The organism is Chitinophagaceae bacterium (assembly GCA_016710165.1).
GTDB lineage: Bacteria > Bacteroidota > Bacteroidia > Chitinophagales > Chitinophagaceae > Ferruginibacter.
The window spans coordinates 887,150-903,346 of sequence record JADJLJ010000002.1; the positions used below are offsets into that span (position 1 = coordinate 887,150).

Consider the following 16,197-nt stretch of genomic DNA (forward strand, 5'->3'; position numbering starts at 1 on the left):
CAAAAAATGTCATAAATCTCTTGGAAATATGAAAGCTATTTAGATATATTTGTGTCCCCTAACAGAATAGTAATTTTACTGTCTTTCACGTGTTTTCTCCCTTACAAAGCTAAGTTGGTTTTACTATTGAGGTCATACAGACTTAGCAAATTTTCCAAGAAATAAAACAGAATTTTTTACCGTCCAGTATTCTTTTTTGAAAAGCCAGATGCTTAAAAAATCTGGAATCATGAAAAGAATTGTACCCCTTTTGATCACTGCTGTACTAATATGTTCAGTAACCAATGCACAGATACTGCGTGCATTTACACCGCGATACTATAATCCTTCTGTGAAGGGAAATATCGTGTACGTTTCCAACAGTATAATTTCTACTTCCGGTGTTGGATCCGGAACACCCGGAACCGGAGAACTGCCTCCTGCGGGAAGTTCCAAGGATAATGACGGTAATGGGATTAATATTGATGTGGACAATTCCATTACCTCCAAAATGGCTTTTGGAACTGTATGGAACTATCATTCAACAGGTGCAACTCCGACAAATGATGCCTTCGGAAATAACTGGAAACAATCCGGCTATACCTTAAATGCTTCCTGGAATACAGGTGCGGTTCCGGTTAACGGGGCCGGTAAATACGGTTATAGTTCCGGGCAGGCAACCTGTATCAAAAGCGGGCAGGTCCCCATTTGTACACCATTGGCATCGGGAACCAAGTATACCGCCTATTATTTCCGGAATACGGTAAGCTTTACGGCAACAGAATTGTCTGCCACATTCACATCGATCCAGTTTAACCTGTTGAGAAATGACGGTATCGTGGTTTATGTGAATGGGGTGGAAAGGATCCGGAATAATATGCCTACCGGTACGGTCAGCTATGGAACGCTGGCATCTTCCAATATAACACCGGGTGCTGCAGAAGCAGTATCTGTAGATCTGAGTACTGCTTTTTTTACTGCAGGCGTTAATACCATTGCGGTGGAAGTGCACTTAAGGTCCACAACCTCACCAGATATGTCTTTTGATATGGAGGTATCAGGGGTCAATAACAATGGTACATTCAATTCATCTACAGCCGATCTGAACCTGCCTTCCTGCTCTAACGTACTTTTTGCAGGTTTGTACTGGGGTTCCGGTGAAGGCGGTGGCGATGAAAGTACTTCCTGGATCACCGGGGAAACATCCTGTAAATTAAAGCTCCCGGGAGCCGCTTCGTATACTACCATTACGTCATCACAAACAGATTATTACAATTCTTCAAACCCATCTGGTTTTATGTATACGGGTTTTCAGTGCTTTGCCAATATAACAGCATTGGTGAATGCCACCAGCCCCAATGGTACGTATGCCCTTGCAGATGTGGTGGCTCCATTGGGTAAAAAAAATGCGTATGGAGGCTGGACACTTATCATCGTATATGCCAATCCTTCTTTGCCATCGCGTAACCTCACCGTGTTTGATGGATGTGCCGTGGTTGAATCGGGCAATGCCCCGGTAGATGTAAGCATCAGTGGTTTCTTAACACCGCCCTCAGGCCCGGTCAGTTGCGAACTGGGAGCGGTTGCTTATGACGGAGACCGCGGCTGGTTAGATTCCTTTTCCTTTAAACAGAATGGGGCAGCTTCTTTTTATAATTTAACGCCCAATGCAACTGCCAACCTCAATGATATGTGGAACAGTGCCATTTCCTACAAGGGGTCGGTGGTAACTACACGGAATCCAGCATTTAATAATACCCTGGGGTATGATGCAAGTATCCTTGAAATGCCCAATGCAGGTAATACCCAACTGGGCAACAGCAAATCATCGGCAACCGTTCGGTTTGCTTCGCCGGAAGAAATGATCATCGCCCATGTATTGACCACTTCCATATCGCAGTATAACCCGACCTTTGCCTTTGATAAAACGGCCTCCGATATCAATGGCGGTTCCCTGGTTCCGGGCGACAGCCTGCGTTACCAGATCAATTATTCCAACTCGGGTAATGACTCCAGTACCAATACCATCATCACTGACAACCTGCCAGCAGGAACTACTTATATACCCGGTACCATCAAGATCGGCGGCGTATCCAAAACGGATAACCCGGGTGATGATGAAGCAGAATATGATTTTACCAACAACCGGATCTTATTCCGCATAGGCGTTGGCGCCGATGCGGTTACCGGTGGTAAAGTGGGGCCCGGGGTTAACAGCAATGTGGAGTTTAAAGTAGTAACTGCTTCTGCCTGTAAGATCGTTAGTTGTGTGGGTTCATTGAAGAACAGCGCACGGATAAATTATGCAGGCAGGTTGTCTGGCAATGCGCTGTTTGATTCCAGTGGTGTAATGACATCGGGCTGTATCGTAAGCGGACCGGTCATTCATCCCTTATCTGGCCCCTGCTTTACCCCTAAAGATACACTGCTGGTAAATAAGTGTGCCACGTTAACGGTCACACTTCCCTGGTGGAAATATGCCGGCTATACTTTTTATTCTGCCAAGCCTTTTATACCGGCCAATATGTTTAGTCCATATGCACCTATAAGCACTTCAGGTGTTTACTGGGCATATTTTACCAATGGGGCCGGCTGTTCGGATACGGCCAGGATCGCTGTAATAATCACGGTTTGCGTGGATATTGACGACGATAACGACGGCATACCCGATTATGTTGAATTCAATGATCCCGTGGCCCTGCAGGATGCGAACAGCAATGGAATTCCAAACTGGAAAGACCCTGCTTACCCCGGTTTTGTTGACACCAACTTTGATGGCGTAAATGATAATTTTGATTATGGCGCCGATTCGGATAATGATGGAAACCCTAACTATTATGATACAGACTTCCCTGGCTTCACAGACTCCAACGGCGATGGCGTGAATGATAATGCGGATAAGGATAAAGACGGCATTCCCAACCAATACGACCTGGATAGTGATAATGATGGTATACCCGATGTGGTGGAAGCCTATGGTGTGGATACCAATGGCGACGGAATAATAGATAACTATACCGATACCGATGCGGATGGTTTTTCCCAGAACGTGGATGCAAACAGCACAGGCGTTCAGGGTTCGGGTAATGGATTGGGTATCCCCGACCTGGATGGGGATGGTATTTTCAATTACCTGGATACGGACAGTGATAACGATGGCATACCGGATGTGGTGGAAGTAATGGGAACGGATGGTAACAATGATGGCAGGATCGATGGTTTTGCCGATGCAAACAGCGATGGTATAGCCGATAATTTTATCCTGGCAACGGCTTTGTTGAAAACAGGCCCCGATGCCGGCCCGGTTGACGGACGGGCGGATAGTTATCCCAATAAGAATAAGGACCAGGACCTGCGGCCAAATGCGTATGACCTGGACAGTGATGGCGACGGGATCATGGATGTAATAGAAGCCGGGTTGCCGGATGCAAATTTTAACGGGATCGTTGACGGGGTGATGGGAACGAACGGATGGTCAACAACCGTATCTGCCATGGGCTCCCTGAATGTACGAAATACAGATGCAATCGGTAATCCCGATTACCTGGATATTGATTCAGATGATGATGGTATCCCGGATAATATCGAAGGGCAGTCAACTGCCGGGTATAAACTGCCTGTGATAAGCGATACCGATGGCGATGGCCTGATAAACACCTACGATAACCTGGTTGGATTTGGTGGTTCCGGCATCATGGTCTATGATCACGACGCCGATGGCACACCGGATTACAGGGACCTGGATACCGATGGCGACAGTCAGCCGGATGTAATTGAAGGAAATGATTTTAACCTGAATATGATCGCGGATGATAACGTGACCCTGACGGGCCTTGATACCGATGATGACGGACTGGATAACCGTTTTGATTCATTGAATTCGGTGATGAACATCAAAGGAACTTCCTACCGGATGGGAACAGGTGGAACCTTTACCGGAGACCCGTCACCGGGTTCCCGCACTACCGTACAGAAAAAGAACCCGGCAAATATCGACCGCGACTGGAGATTCATAGGGACCGTTCTGGTCAACGAATCACTTTATCTGAATGCCATATTGCAAAACACGGATGTACAACTGAACTGGCAGATACTCACCGGCGGAATGGTTGATCATTTTGAGATTGAACGGAGTATTGACAACCGGGTGTATAAAAAAATCGCTTCTGTTAACCAGCCTGTAAAAATGAATGAACTGCAGGGCTTCACTGCCAGGGATGATGTCAGCAAAATAAATGACGACATCATTTTCTACCGGGTAAAAGTGGTAGGGGCAGATGGAGGCTTTACATACAGTAATATCGTGTCGGTACGTAAACCCAGGATGAACATACCACTGACGCTGATGCCCAACCCGGCCGGTTCAGAGATAGCGCTGAGTTTTTTTGCTGACAATGCAGAGGAGATCGGCATCCGGATGATCGATATGGGCGGTAAGACCGTATTCAGCCAGAAACAAAAAGTGGTGAAGGGTAATAATGTCATCCGTTTAACAAACCTCGCCCGGTTCAGCAACGGAACATATACCATGCAGGTGCAGCTGAATAATAAATTACTCAACCAGAAATTTATACTGTTCAACTAATAAAACCTTAACCAGGCACAATCACATCCCTGACAAAAATGGTTCACGATTAATTTCATTTTGATTTCGTTTTTTTTTGAGCCATTTTTGTCATGGGTATGAAAAAGAAGATAATCGTAACAATAGATGGCTGGTCATCCTGTGGTAAAAGCACGTTGGCAAAACAGCTGGCCAAAGTACTGGGTTATGTTTATATCGACAGCGGGGCCATGTACAGGGCCATCACGTTGTATTTCCTGCGCAACCATATTGACTGGACCGATGCCGGGGAAGTGGAGGCGGCATTAAGGAATATCACGATCGAATTTCATTACAATGAAGCATCGCAGCAGTCGGAGATCTTTTTGAACGAAAAAAATGTGGAGTATGTTATCCGTGATCTTGTGATAGCTGAAAAAGTAAGCGATGTGGCAGCCATTGAAGCAGTACGTACGTTCGCAGTGGCGCAGCAGCAAAAGCTGGGAAAGAAAAAGGGGATCGTGATGGATGGCCGGGATATCGGTACCACCGTATTCCCGGTTGCGGAGTTAAAAATATTCATGACGGCAGATACGGCAGTGCGTGTAGAAAGAAGGTTTAAAGAACTATATAATAAAAACCCCAATATCACCATAGAGGAAGTAAAAAATAACCTCGAAATGCGGGATTATATAGATTCGAACCGTAAGATAAGCCCGTTGCGCAAGGCGGATGATGCAATAGAAATTGATAATACGAACCTGACGATGGAGGAACAATTAAAAATTGCCATAGATCTTACAGAAAAAAAATTAAAAACACTTGCATAATCAAACCACAATATATACTTTTACGCTACCTCCAAGAAACCCTGTACATACAGGCTGCTTATTTTCATTTTTAATATCCCGTTGAAGAATTTCTCATACTGAGTTGATAATGAATGTCATTATGAATGCAGTTGTTTAAAGTAAACTATCCTTCAAAAAGCTTCTGAACCAGTTTCTGCAGAAAACCTCCATTCGTGGCTGAAACCAGCCCGGATTCCATCCAATTCTTTTGAAAGGTGACCCTTTTGTTTATCACTGATAATCATTACCGTAAAATATGAAACGAATCTCTACTTCACAGGAAAAGTTCTATGCAGGAAGGGTTATAAAATTAATCCCTGCATTGGTTTTGTTTTTAATGCAGCAACCATCTTCCGCAAATGCAGGGGAGAAGGAACTGGTTAAAAGTAACAATACGGAACTGTATAAGAATACGACCAGGGTTTTTTTACCCATCGTATGGACCCCTTTAAAAGGATATTATTCGCAGGGAAAAACCTTTTTAACCTGGAGCAGTCTGCAGGAAAGCAACAGCAGCCACTTTGAGATACAGCGGAGCAGTGATGGGGTGAATTTCCAGTATGTGGGAAAAGTAATGGCTCTTAGCTCCAGTGATAAAGTAGTGGAGTACGGGTTCAATGATACGAAGACAAATGAAGGGGTCAACTATTTCCGGGTCAAGTATCATGATAACGACGGCAATTTTCAGTTCAGCAACACACTCGTGCTGAATGTACGGATCAGGGGGATCAATATTACTGCCATTTACCCGGCGCCGTTTGTTGATAAAGTGCATGTGACGGTATCCAGTGAAATGAGAACCACCGGAACCATTACGTTGTACGACAATACCGGTAAGCCATTGGTAAGCCGGCAACAGAACCTGCACAAGGGTGTAACTACAATTATCCTTGATAAACTGGATAACCTGGCAAGGGGGACCTATATCATCCGGGTGCAGGCGGGAGAAACAATTGTAACACAGCGATTAATCAAGTAATTAACGATACAGATAACCAAGCACAAACAAAGATGTCCCCCGCCTTTGGTGGGGGCTCTTTATTTAACCGGTAACGGGCGTATTTATTTTTTTCCGGATTTGGGCAAATACACTTTGAACTCAAAAAAAAATTATACTTTTGTAGTACCACCTCTTATTAAAGACCACGTCCTTTTCCTGTAAACTTATGTATGTCCAAATTTTGATCCAAAGGGTCCTGACGGATTCTGAAGATTTTCAATTCTGGCTTTAAACTTCTCTCCCAATACCTCTGATCCAGCCACGTGTTCAATAATGCTGTTAATCCTTTCCTTTTTAAGCTGATTTACCCAAAAAAGAATTTGAAACCTTAAACCTGTACAGGATGAAAAATAATTTTACCACACGAAAAAGAGTATTCGTTAAAATCTACAGCGTTCTTTTCCTCACGGGCCTCCTGTTGGGATCTGCTGAAAAAACCTCTGCTCATAAAGTTGAAAAATATACCGTATCCTGCTTCCTGCAGGGTGAAACGGTTACGATCCACACAAAGGTCACTTCCACCGGCTATAATTCGTATAGCCACTGGCAATACCGGTTAACACCCGGTGGGCCCTGGGTTTACCTGGCAAACGGTAATAATACCATCAACGGGCATACTTTTAATGTTACCGGTGCATCCGGGCCAACATTCATAGTGGACTCCATTGATAATCTCGTGATCGAAAATGTGGGAAGCCCGGCCTATACCACGCAACTGGATAATGTGGAGTTCAGGGTACTGATGACCGATTTCGGTCTTGACCCGGAAACAAACCCCTGGCCAACCATACCCGTATATGGCGCCGAAGAGTATGGGGATAAGGATGCAAAATACATACGCATAAGGACCAGGCCTGCTGGCGAGAATTGTTTTTCAGCATGCACAAATAATATGCTGGTGCTGAACCCGGCACTTGTACCTCCACCACAGGAAGATTATTTTGGCGGGTTTGAGGTTCCGGGTGCCGGTACAAATAATTTCAGCTCACCGGGCACGAATGGGGTAACTGCAAAAGCATATACAGACTTAACGCAATGGACAACCGGCACCCTGGGCGCCAATCCAAGGTACCGTATCATCAGCAACCCCGATTCAATGAATACCGACTTTTCCGCTTTTGCACCGCATACGGGAATGAACATGATGGTGGTGAATGCAAACAATTCATGTACCAACCGGGTTTGGTACCGTACCATTGCCGTAACCAATACAAGCCAGTTTTACCAGGGAAGCATCATCTTCCGGGGATGGTTTGCCAAGATCAGCAGCGATGAGGCAGACCCTGCCGTAATGCTGGAAGTCAGGGGCGGAACAACGGTCACTGCTACCACTGCTGCATATTTTTCACTGGGCAACGTAACGCAAACAATAACCGGTACGCCCGGAACCTGGGTCCAGCTTTCGGTGGTCATAAATATTCCGGTTAATACGTACAAAAAATTAGAAATAAGTATAAAAACACCCAATGCCTGCGGTGGCAATGCTGCTTATGTGGCCATTGATGACCTTTGCCTGCTTGAACCGGTAAGCGGTTTATTGCCCATCGTGATGACGCCGCTCAAAGCAGCATACATGAACGGCGTTTCACATCTTACCTGGAGCAGTTTGCAGGAACAGAATACCAGCTATTTCGAGATCCAGAAAAGCAATGACGGGGTGAATTTCGATCACTTATCCAATCTGCCTGCAAAAGGCAGCAGCGACGTAGTGGTGAACTACAGCTTTGATGATATAAAAGCAAATGCCGGTATCAATTACTACAGGCTCAAATTGATGGACAGGGACGGGCAGTATCAATACAGCAATATTGCAGCCGTGAATGTGAACATAAAAGGGATCCATGTTACCGGGATATACCCGGCTCCCTTCACCGACAGGATCAACGTGACCGTGTCAAGCGAAGCAAAGACCCAGGCAACACTAAGCCTCTTTGATAATGCAGGCAAACTGCTGGGTACACAACAGCATATGGTGAACAAAGGCATCAACAACCTGGTAATGTTAGACCTGGATAAACTTGCCAAAGGCTTTTACACGATCAGGATACAGGTGGGCGATGAGGTGACCGTAAAGAAACTGATAAAATAATTTAAACAGGCACAAACAAACGGGCCCTTGCTGAACAGCAGGGGCTTTTTTTATTTCATTTCCGTAAAGCGTTCAGCCAGGGCTTCCGTTTTTATGGTCACGGGGTAAAATGAAACGATCTTACTGATCACTTCCTCCACCAATGCATCCGGGCAGCTGGCGCCGCTGGTAATTAATATCCTTACCCCGCCGTCCCGGGGTAAATAATTTTCTGTGATCCGTTCCTGTTTTTTATGCAGGTCGTAATGCCGGATCTTTTCCCTTGAGATTATCTTCTCTTCTGAGTTGATGAAATAGGTTGCCAGTTTCTCCTCACACAGATCAACAAGGTGAGACGTATTGCTGCTGTTGTAACCGCCTACTACAATGGCAAAATCAGCTTCGGTCTCCAGCAGGCCATACACGGCAGACTGGTTATCGTTGGTTGCATAGCACAACGTGTCGCGGGTATCGGCAAAACGCTCTTCGATGGTATCCTCCGACAAGCCATGCTTTTTCAGCACCACCTGTTTTAAAAAATCAGAAATGGCCTGGGTATCGCTGGCCAGCATGGTTGTCTGGTTCACCACACCGATGCGTTCCAGGTCTTTGATCACGTCAAACCCGGCTGAGAACTTACCGGCAAATTCCGTGGTGAAACCGGCCGCATCTTTTTCGCCCGTAATGTATTTACCCAGCTCAATGGCTTCACCCATGTCATTTACGATCACCGTAGGCGTATGGGCCGATGCATGTGAAAAAGTTGCCCGGGTCTCTTCGTGCCTGGGTTTGCCATGCACCACTACGGTATAGTTTTTCCGGGCTATCTGTTCACTGCGGTTCCATACCTTCTCCACGAAAGGGCAGGTGGTATTGTATTTTTCTGTAGGGATGCCGATGGCATTCAGCTTTTCTTCAATGTCGAGCGTGGTTCCAAAGGCAGGGATGATGACAATATCTTCGGGTGTCAGTTCTTCAAAAGGAAATAACTGTTTTCCATACGTGTCCTGCAAAAAATGAATGCCTCTTTCCTTCAAATCGGCATTCACCTGCTGGTTATGGATCATCTCACTTAAAAGAAATATCCGTTTGCCGGGATTTTCTTCTATGGTACGGAAAGCGATGTCAATGGCATTCTCCACGCCATAGCAAAATCCAAAGTGGCGGGCAAGGTAAATTTTTACCGGGCCAAAATCGAGCAGGGTAGGACTGAAATCCTTCTTCATCTTATCGGACTGCCTGCGTTTGTTCTTTACCGCAGTGATGAGCGGGCTGCGGTAAATTATCGGAACATTGAATTGTTTCATACTGGTAAATAACAGTTGCAAAGGTACATGGTTGCGGGACATAATGGCTTTCGTAATTTTAAGCCGGCAGTGCTTACATTTGGGTATTGATCATCCTGATGAATGAACAGAAATGACCGCGAAAACATATGAACGGGCCGGTTGGATCGCCGCAACCAATATTTACGAAGTGAATATCCGCCAGTATACACCGGAAGGGACCTTCCAGGCGTTTGCCACGCATCTGCCCAGGCTGAAAGAGATGGGCGTGGAGCTGCTCTGGTTGATGCCCATACATCCCATTGGCGAAAAGAACCGGAAGGGAACCCTGGGGAGTTATTATTCGATAAAGGATTTTAAAGCCGTTAACCCGGAATTCGGAACGGCCGATGATCTTAAAGCACTGATAGAAAATGCCCACGGTCTTGGCATGAAGATCATCCTTGACTGGGTGGCCAATCATGCTGCCTGGGATAATGTATGGACAACCGCCCATCCCGGGTATTTTGAAAGAGATGCCGGAGGCAACTTCAAAGCGCCATACGACTGGACGGATGTGATACAGATCGATCATTCCAGTGAAGCAGAACAGGATGCCATGATTGATGCCATACAATACTGGGTTACCGGTTTTGATATTGATGGTTTCCGGGCCGACCTCGCCCATTTAACGCCATTGGAATTCTGGAAAAAGGCAAGAACCGCCATTGAACCGCTGAAAAAGAATTTATTCTGGCTGGCCGAAACGGAGGAAGTGAATTACCACGAGGTATTTGATGCATCCTTTACCTGGGAATGGATGCATAAGTCGGAAGATTACTGCAAAGAAAGAACCGGGATCCATGGCCTTCATGAAGTATTGCAACGGTATGAGACCGGGTTCCCCTCTTCTGCTTACCGGATGTATTTCACCAGCAATCATGATGAGAATTCCTGGAACGGGACGGAATATGAAAAGTATGGCTTGATGACTGAAGCGCTGGCTGTTTTCAGTTTTACCTGGAACGGGATACCCCTTATCTACAGCGGCCAGGAAATCCCAAACCGCAGGCGGCTGAAGTTTTTTGATAAGGATGCCATTGCCTGGACTACAGCAAATGAATTGCATACTTTTTATAAAACATTGCTCGGTCTCCGGAAAAGGAACCCGGCACTCAGGGCCTGCGATCCTGCTGCCGGCTCTTTCCTGGTCAGTACATCAAACAACAGCTCGGTGATGTCGTACCTGCGGAAGAATAAAAAGGAGGAAGTGCTTGTATTGCTGAATTTATCCGGGGAGAGCACAGGGTTTACCATCCTGGATAAAAAAGTGAACGGCTCCTTCCGGGAATTGTTCACCGGGATCGAATATCACCTGAATGCAGGTTCAGCTATTGAATTGGGACCGGGAGGTTTCCTGGTCTTTGAAAGAATGGACAAATAATAAAGGCGGCAATTTTGCCGCCTTTATTATGATCATATCTTTTTACTGGTCGCCCAGTGAAATGGGATATTCGTAGATCCCGTCGTAGCCCGGGTAAAAACCGCTGATGGTTATATTTTTTTCTGCGCCAACGATCAGTTTAATTTAATCCAGGTTTTTTATGTTCTTCTCATTCACTTTAAGAATGATGAAGCCGTCTTTCATCCGGGTCTGGTCGTTCAGCGCACCGCCGTTGATCTTTTTTACAACCACGCCGCCTGCAACGCCGTACTCTTTTGCTTTTTTCGGGTCCAGGGAAACCAGGTCAGCTCCCAGCGATTCCAGTATATTATCTGCCTTTACGATATCGTAATTACCTGCTTTGTTCTTAAGGATAACGGTTACGGTACTTTCTTTGCCATTGCGTACATAGGTCACGGGTAATTTATCACCGGGCTTGAAGCGGCTTATCAGTCCCTGCATTTCGGCCCCGCTGCTGATCTCTTTATTGTCTACTTTTTTAAGGATATCGCCCTTGCGTATGCCGGCCTCGTATGCACCGCCTTCCGTAGGAACATCTGAAACATAGATACCTTCGGTGTTTACCGGGATACCGGCTTTCTTTTTATCGTCTTCGGTAAGGTCGCTTGCATTCACAAAACTAACCCCTAAGAATCCTCTTTGAACGCTGCCGAATTTGATCAGGTCATCCACAACTTTCTTTACGATGTTCACGGGTATGGCATAGGAGTAACCGGAATAATAACCGGTGGGTGAAGCAATGGCAGAGTTCACCCCGATCAGTTTACCGTCGGTATTGATCAATGCACCGCCGCTGTTGCCCATATTCACCGCGGCATCTGTCTGGATAAAAGATTCAACACCTGCTTTTGTATCACCGTTCCTGTCCTTGTTCAAACCCAATGACCGGGCTTTTGCACTGATGATCCCGGCGGTTACGGTGGTCTCCAGGTTAAGCGGGTAACCGATGGCAAGCACCCACTGGCCTATCTTCAGGTCATCGGAATTGCCGTATAAGAGGAAGGGCAGTTCCTTTGCATCAATTTTTATCACCGACAGGTCATACGAAGGATCGGTGCCGATCACTTTTGCCTTGTAGGTTTTTTTATTGTTGAGTGTTACGGTTATTTCATCTGCGTTTTCCACCACGTGGTTATTGGTAACAATAAAACCGTCGTCACTGATGATCACACCCGAACCGCTTGCCCGTTGCTCGGGAACGATGTTCCGGCCCCTTCCAAATAACTGGTTGAACATGTCGTCATCGAAAAGGTCACTGAATGGGTTGTTGGGCGACCTGCGGGGTAAATTGTTGTTTACCTGCTTGGCATTTGTCTTGGTTTTAATGTGTACCACGGCAGGGGTAGCTGCTTCCGACGGCTGGGTAAAATCCAGGGCATTCCCCGGGGAATTGTTTCCGTCCAGGAGGCCGGCATATTTATAATTGGCAGGTACTACCCCGGCCTGCTGGCCGGCATAGGTATTGTCCTTCCCTGAAAAACTTGTGTAACCCCAGATCACGGCAAGGGTGGTTACTGCACTAATGGCAACGGTGGCAAAAATCTGTTTCCATTTCATTTCTCGTAGGTTTTATTTAGTTCAACAAATTTAATGAGCTTTTGTTCCTTTATCAACTCTCGTGCCCAACCATACAAAGTAACGAAGCAATGACAAAATGAGATTTACCTGCTGACATGTTTAACATTTAATTAGGAAGAGCTTCGTAGATGGAATATTTAATGATGAATGAGCCTGTGTTGTCTTATCTTCTTCATGATCTTCGCATCACCCCCCTGCAACGGGGAAGGTTCCGATAGCTATCGGAAGGGGTGAGGTTATAAAGATAATAAAAATTGCATCGTATCCACTCCATCGGCATAGTCCCTTAGCCGGGGCTTTTGCGCTTGACCGAATGGAATACCGTTCTGGCCGCATATGCATTGTATGTCTTCATTACCCGTTAGCATTTCAATGACCTTGTCCGGGTGGCTGTAGAAACTGTAATTGAGCCGGCTGATGGCTGAAAAATTGTCAGCATCCTCCACCAGCAGGGTGGTCCCGTTCGTCATGTAATAAACATTGTTCAGCAGGAGGATGGAGAACTGGTAGTCGTAATTATTTTTGAATTTATGGTGATCGGAAAAATATTTATACTTATCAAAAGCCCTGAGCAGGGGAACAAAATCATAACCGGCGGGCACATGGATCTTTGTTATGTTCCGGCAGCCCAGGCCAAAGTACTGGTGAATATCATCCGACAGGGCACTTAATTCTTCCGCTGATTCCTTTCCAGATAACAGGGCAACCGATGTGCGGTTCCGACGGATGATGTTGGGGTATTTTGAAAAATACTGTTCAAAGTACCGGGCCGAGTTATTGCTGCCGGTGGCAATATAGGCATCGCAGCCTTTGAGCATATCGGCAAAAAGGACCCGTTCTTTAAGCCGGGGTTCCCATCCGGTCAGTTTTTCAACCAGGTGTTTAAGCAGTATATCATCTTTGGAGGATAATTTTATGGTTTGCCGGTGGCCGCTGATGAATACGCATAAAAAATCATGAAAGCCTACCAGCGGGATATTCCCTGCCATCACGATCCCGGTATTTTTACCGCCTACATTATCATCCAGGTGATAATGCGCCGCCCATGCTTCCAGTTTTTGTTTCTGTAAGAATTCCGTACAGATGTTTTTCACCGCCAGGTCAATGAATTCGGGAGTAAACCAGCCGTTTTGCGCCGTTGCCCTTTTTGTGGTAGCCTGCCATTCTTCCCCGTTGCGGAGTAAATATTCTCCCAGGCGTTGTAATAATTGAATACGGTTTTGTAAATTCATCTTGTTATTATTAAATTGCACCTGACTTCCATAAGGAGGTTTAAAACCCAAAATTACGATAGATGGCTATAAAGATCACAGAAGAATGTATCAACTGCGGCGCCTGCGAGCCCGAATGTCCCAACAACGCTATTTACGAAGGCGGAGTAGAATGGGCTCTTTCAGACGGAACAACGGTTAAAGGCATGTTTACGTTAATGGATGGATCACAGATGGATGCCGACCAGCGCAATACGCCCATCAGCAACGACATTTATTACATAGTACCCAACAAGTGTACCGAGTGCCAGGGCTTTCATGAAGAACCACAATGTGCTGCCGTTTGCCCGGTAGATTGCTGTGTACCCGATGAAATGTATAAAGAAACGGTGGATGACCTGATGGCCAAGAAGGGCAGGATGCACATTTAACGTCATTTGTGCAACGGGGGCCTGCGGCCTCTGTTATAGAACGCGGTTACGTTTTTTTTAAAGTCCGCCCCGGCGGATCATAACAGGCAGGTGATATTTCCTGCTGCATGGCGAGGGTATTTGCAAATACTTTCGCCTTTTTTATTTCGGGAGAACTTCATTAAATTGTTGTATGAAATATTTTTTACCGGTTGCCTTATCTGTTCTTATTTTTTCTTCCTGTGATCTGTTTCGTGAAAAGAAAACGGCAGCCACCGATCCCCGGGCCAAAATAGAATTGATGGATGTGGACAGGGAGTTTTCCAGAATGAGCGAAGAAAAAGGCATGAAGCAGGCTTTCCTGGAATACATAGACAGCAATGGTGTATTGCTCCGCTCAAACGAACCGCCCATCGTGGGCGCCGATGCCATTGATTATCTCATCCAGCAGAACGACACCACCTATACATTGAAATGGGAACCCCGGGACGGGTTCGTGGCAAGGTCGGGTGAACTGGGCTACACCTATGGCATTTATGCACTCAAGCCAAATGCAAAGGACACGATCATTTACGGCACCTATGTCAGCATCTGGAAAAAAGAAGCCGGTGGCCGGTGGAAATATGTACTGGATTCAGGCAATGAAGGGGTCGGCGACCTGGATGCAATAAAACAGGAGTAGCCGCGGTTTCCAAAATGTTAAATTGATAAAAATGCTGCGGCGCTGCATCATAAAACAACAACCATTGGCGATATTTCGTTTCTTTGCTTAAACAACCATTCACAACCGAATGAACAAAAAGATTGCCCTCATTACCGGCGGTTATTCCGGTGAAGCAGTTATCTCCTATAAAAGCGCAGAATCCATTGAAAAAAATATTGATACCGCTAAATGGGACTGTTATAAAATAGACATCAACCCCAACGGGTGGAATTATCTTTCCCCCCGCGGGCAGACCTGCCCGGTTGATAAAAATGATTTCAGCATTACCGTTGATGGAAACAAGATCCGGTTTGACGCCGTGCTGGTTGGCCTCCACGGCACACCCGGCGAGGATGGAAAACTGCAGGGCTATTTTGATACCCTGAACATCCCGTACACTTCCTGCGATACCGCTACCTCGGCATTGACCTTTAACAAACGTTATACCGTGGCCGTTGCTTCCTTTGCCGGGATGCATGTGGCCAGGTCGGTGCATCTGTTCAAACACATACCGGTAACCCCCGGTGCCATCCTGAAAGAACTGAAGCTTCCCGTTTTTGTGAAACCAAACAACGGGGGCAGCAGCATCGGCATGAGTAAAGTAAAAGTGGCCGGTGAACTGCAGGCGGCATTGGATAAAGCATTCAAAGAAGATGACCAGGTGCTGGTGGAAGAATTTGTGAGCGGCCGGGAACTTACCATCGGCGTTTTCAGGTCGAAAGGAAAGATAATCACCCTGCCCATCACCGAGATCATTGCCAAAAATGAATTCTTTGATTTTGAAGCAAAATATGAAGGCGCCAGTGAAGAGATCACGCCTGCCCATGTGGATGAATCCATTGCAGAAAAAGTGAGAATGGAAGCAATGAAAGCATACGCTGTTTTTAACTGCAGCGGGGTGGTGCGGATCGATTTCATTTATCATGAAGAAACGGGTCATCCGTATATGCTGGAGATAAACACGGTGCCGGGGCAAAGTGAAGCAAGCATTGTACCGCAGCAGGTGAGGGCCATGGGCTGGACGCTGATGGAATTCTATTCGGCACTGATAGAAGAATGTTTTTATAAGGACTGAATGCGGATCAATAATGTCTGCCAGGTTTCCCGGCTTAAATAAAGATCCT

10 protein-coding genes and 1 pseudogene are annotated in these 16,197 nt (G+C 46.1%); 8 read left to right on the forward strand and 3 right to left on the reverse strand.

Annotation, left to right across the window (positions count from 1 at the left end):
- The first annotated feature begins 229 nt into the window (after nt 1–229).
- The 4 genes from IPJ02_14415 to IPJ02_14430 all read left to right on the forward strand — a co-directional run bounded on the left by IPJ02_14415 (nt 230) and on the right by IPJ02_14430 (nt 8,462).
- The gene (locus IPJ02_14415) at nt 230–4,564 is read left to right on the forward strand and encodes a T9SS type A sorting domain-containing protein (GenBank protein ID MBK7376696.1); all 4,335 of its coding nucleotides are present in this window, start codon (nt 230–232) and stop codon (nt 4,562–4,564) included.
- Nucleotides 4,565–4,656: 92 nt separating this feature from the next.
- The gene (locus tag IPJ02_14420; protein MBK7376697.1) at nt 4,657–5,352 is read left to right on the forward strand and encodes a (d)CMP kinase; all 696 of its coding nucleotides are present in this window, start codon (nt 4,657–4,659) and stop codon (nt 5,350–5,352) included.
- Between the two features lie 277 nt (nt 5,353–5,629).
- Entirely contained in the window at nt 5,630–6,352 is a 723-nt protein-coding gene (locus tag IPJ02_14425; GenBank protein ID MBK7376698.1) for a T9SS type A sorting domain-containing protein, read from the forward strand.
- A gap of 364 nt (nt 6,353–6,716) precedes the next feature.
- Nucleotides 6,717–8,462 (forward strand): T9SS type A sorting domain-containing protein, encoded by a 1,746-nt coding sequence (locus IPJ02_14430; GenBank protein MBK7376699.1) that lies wholly within the window; start codon nt 6,717–6,719, stop codon nt 8,460–8,462.
- A gap of 50 nt (nt 8,463–8,512) precedes the next feature.
- Here the strand turns inward: IPJ02_14430 and IPJ02_14435 are convergent, their stop codons facing one another.
- Nucleotides 8,513–9,748: a 4-hydroxy-3-methylbut-2-enyl diphosphate reductase gene (locus tag IPJ02_14435; GenBank protein ID MBK7376700.1), complete on the reverse strand. Its 1,236-nt coding sequence runs from the start codon at nt 9,746–9,748 to the stop codon at nt 8,513–8,515.
- A 112-nt stretch (nt 9,749–9,860) separates the two neighbouring features.
- Here IPJ02_14435 and IPJ02_14440 point away from each other — a divergent pair, with 112 nt between their 5' ends.
- Nucleotides 9,861–11,150, forward strand: a complete 1,290-nt coding sequence (locus IPJ02_14440) for an alpha-glucosidase C-terminal domain-containing protein (protein MBK7376701.1) — start codon at nt 9,861–9,863, stop codon at nt 11,148–11,150.
- 42 nt (nt 11,151–11,192) lie between these two features.
- On the opposite strand, the pseudogene IPJ02_14445 reads toward IPJ02_14440, so the two are convergent.
- Together IPJ02_14445 and IPJ02_14450 are read right to left on the reverse strand one after the other, a co-directional pair.
- Nucleotides 11,193–12,728 (reverse strand): annotated as a pseudogene (locus tag IPJ02_14445) (trypsin-like peptidase domain-containing protein).
- Between the two features lie 257 nt (nt 12,729–12,985).
- Nucleotides 12,986–13,981 carry an acyl-CoA reductase gene (locus tag IPJ02_14450; GenBank protein MBK7376702.1) on the reverse strand — a complete coding sequence of 332 codons (996 nt, stop codon included), beginning with the start codon at nt 13,979–13,981 and terminating at the stop codon, nt 12,986–12,988.
- Between the two features lie 62 nt (nt 13,982–14,043).
- On the opposite strand from IPJ02_14450, the gene IPJ02_14455 reads away from it, so the two are divergent.
- The 3 genes from IPJ02_14455 (at nt 14,044) to IPJ02_14465 (ending at nt 16,148) form a co-directional block, all read left to right on the forward strand.
- A complete protein-coding gene (locus IPJ02_14455) occupies nt 14,044–14,391 on the forward strand; it encodes a 4Fe-4S dicluster domain-containing protein (GenBank protein ID MBK7376703.1) in 348 nt (115 codons plus the stop codon).
- Between the two features lie 172 nt (nt 14,392–14,563).
- Nucleotides 14,564–15,052 carry a hypothetical protein gene (locus IPJ02_14460; GenBank protein MBK7376704.1) on the forward strand — a complete coding sequence of 163 codons (489 nt, stop codon included), beginning with the start codon at nt 14,564–14,566 and terminating at the stop codon, nt 15,050–15,052.
- 109 nt (nt 15,053–15,161) lie between these two features.
- On the forward strand, nt 15,162–16,148 hold the full coding sequence (locus IPJ02_14465) for a D-alanine--D-alanine ligase (GenBank protein ID MBK7376705.1): 987 nt from the start codon (nt 15,162–15,164) through the stop codon (nt 16,146–16,148).
- Nucleotides 16,149–16,197 lie beyond the last annotated feature (49 nt).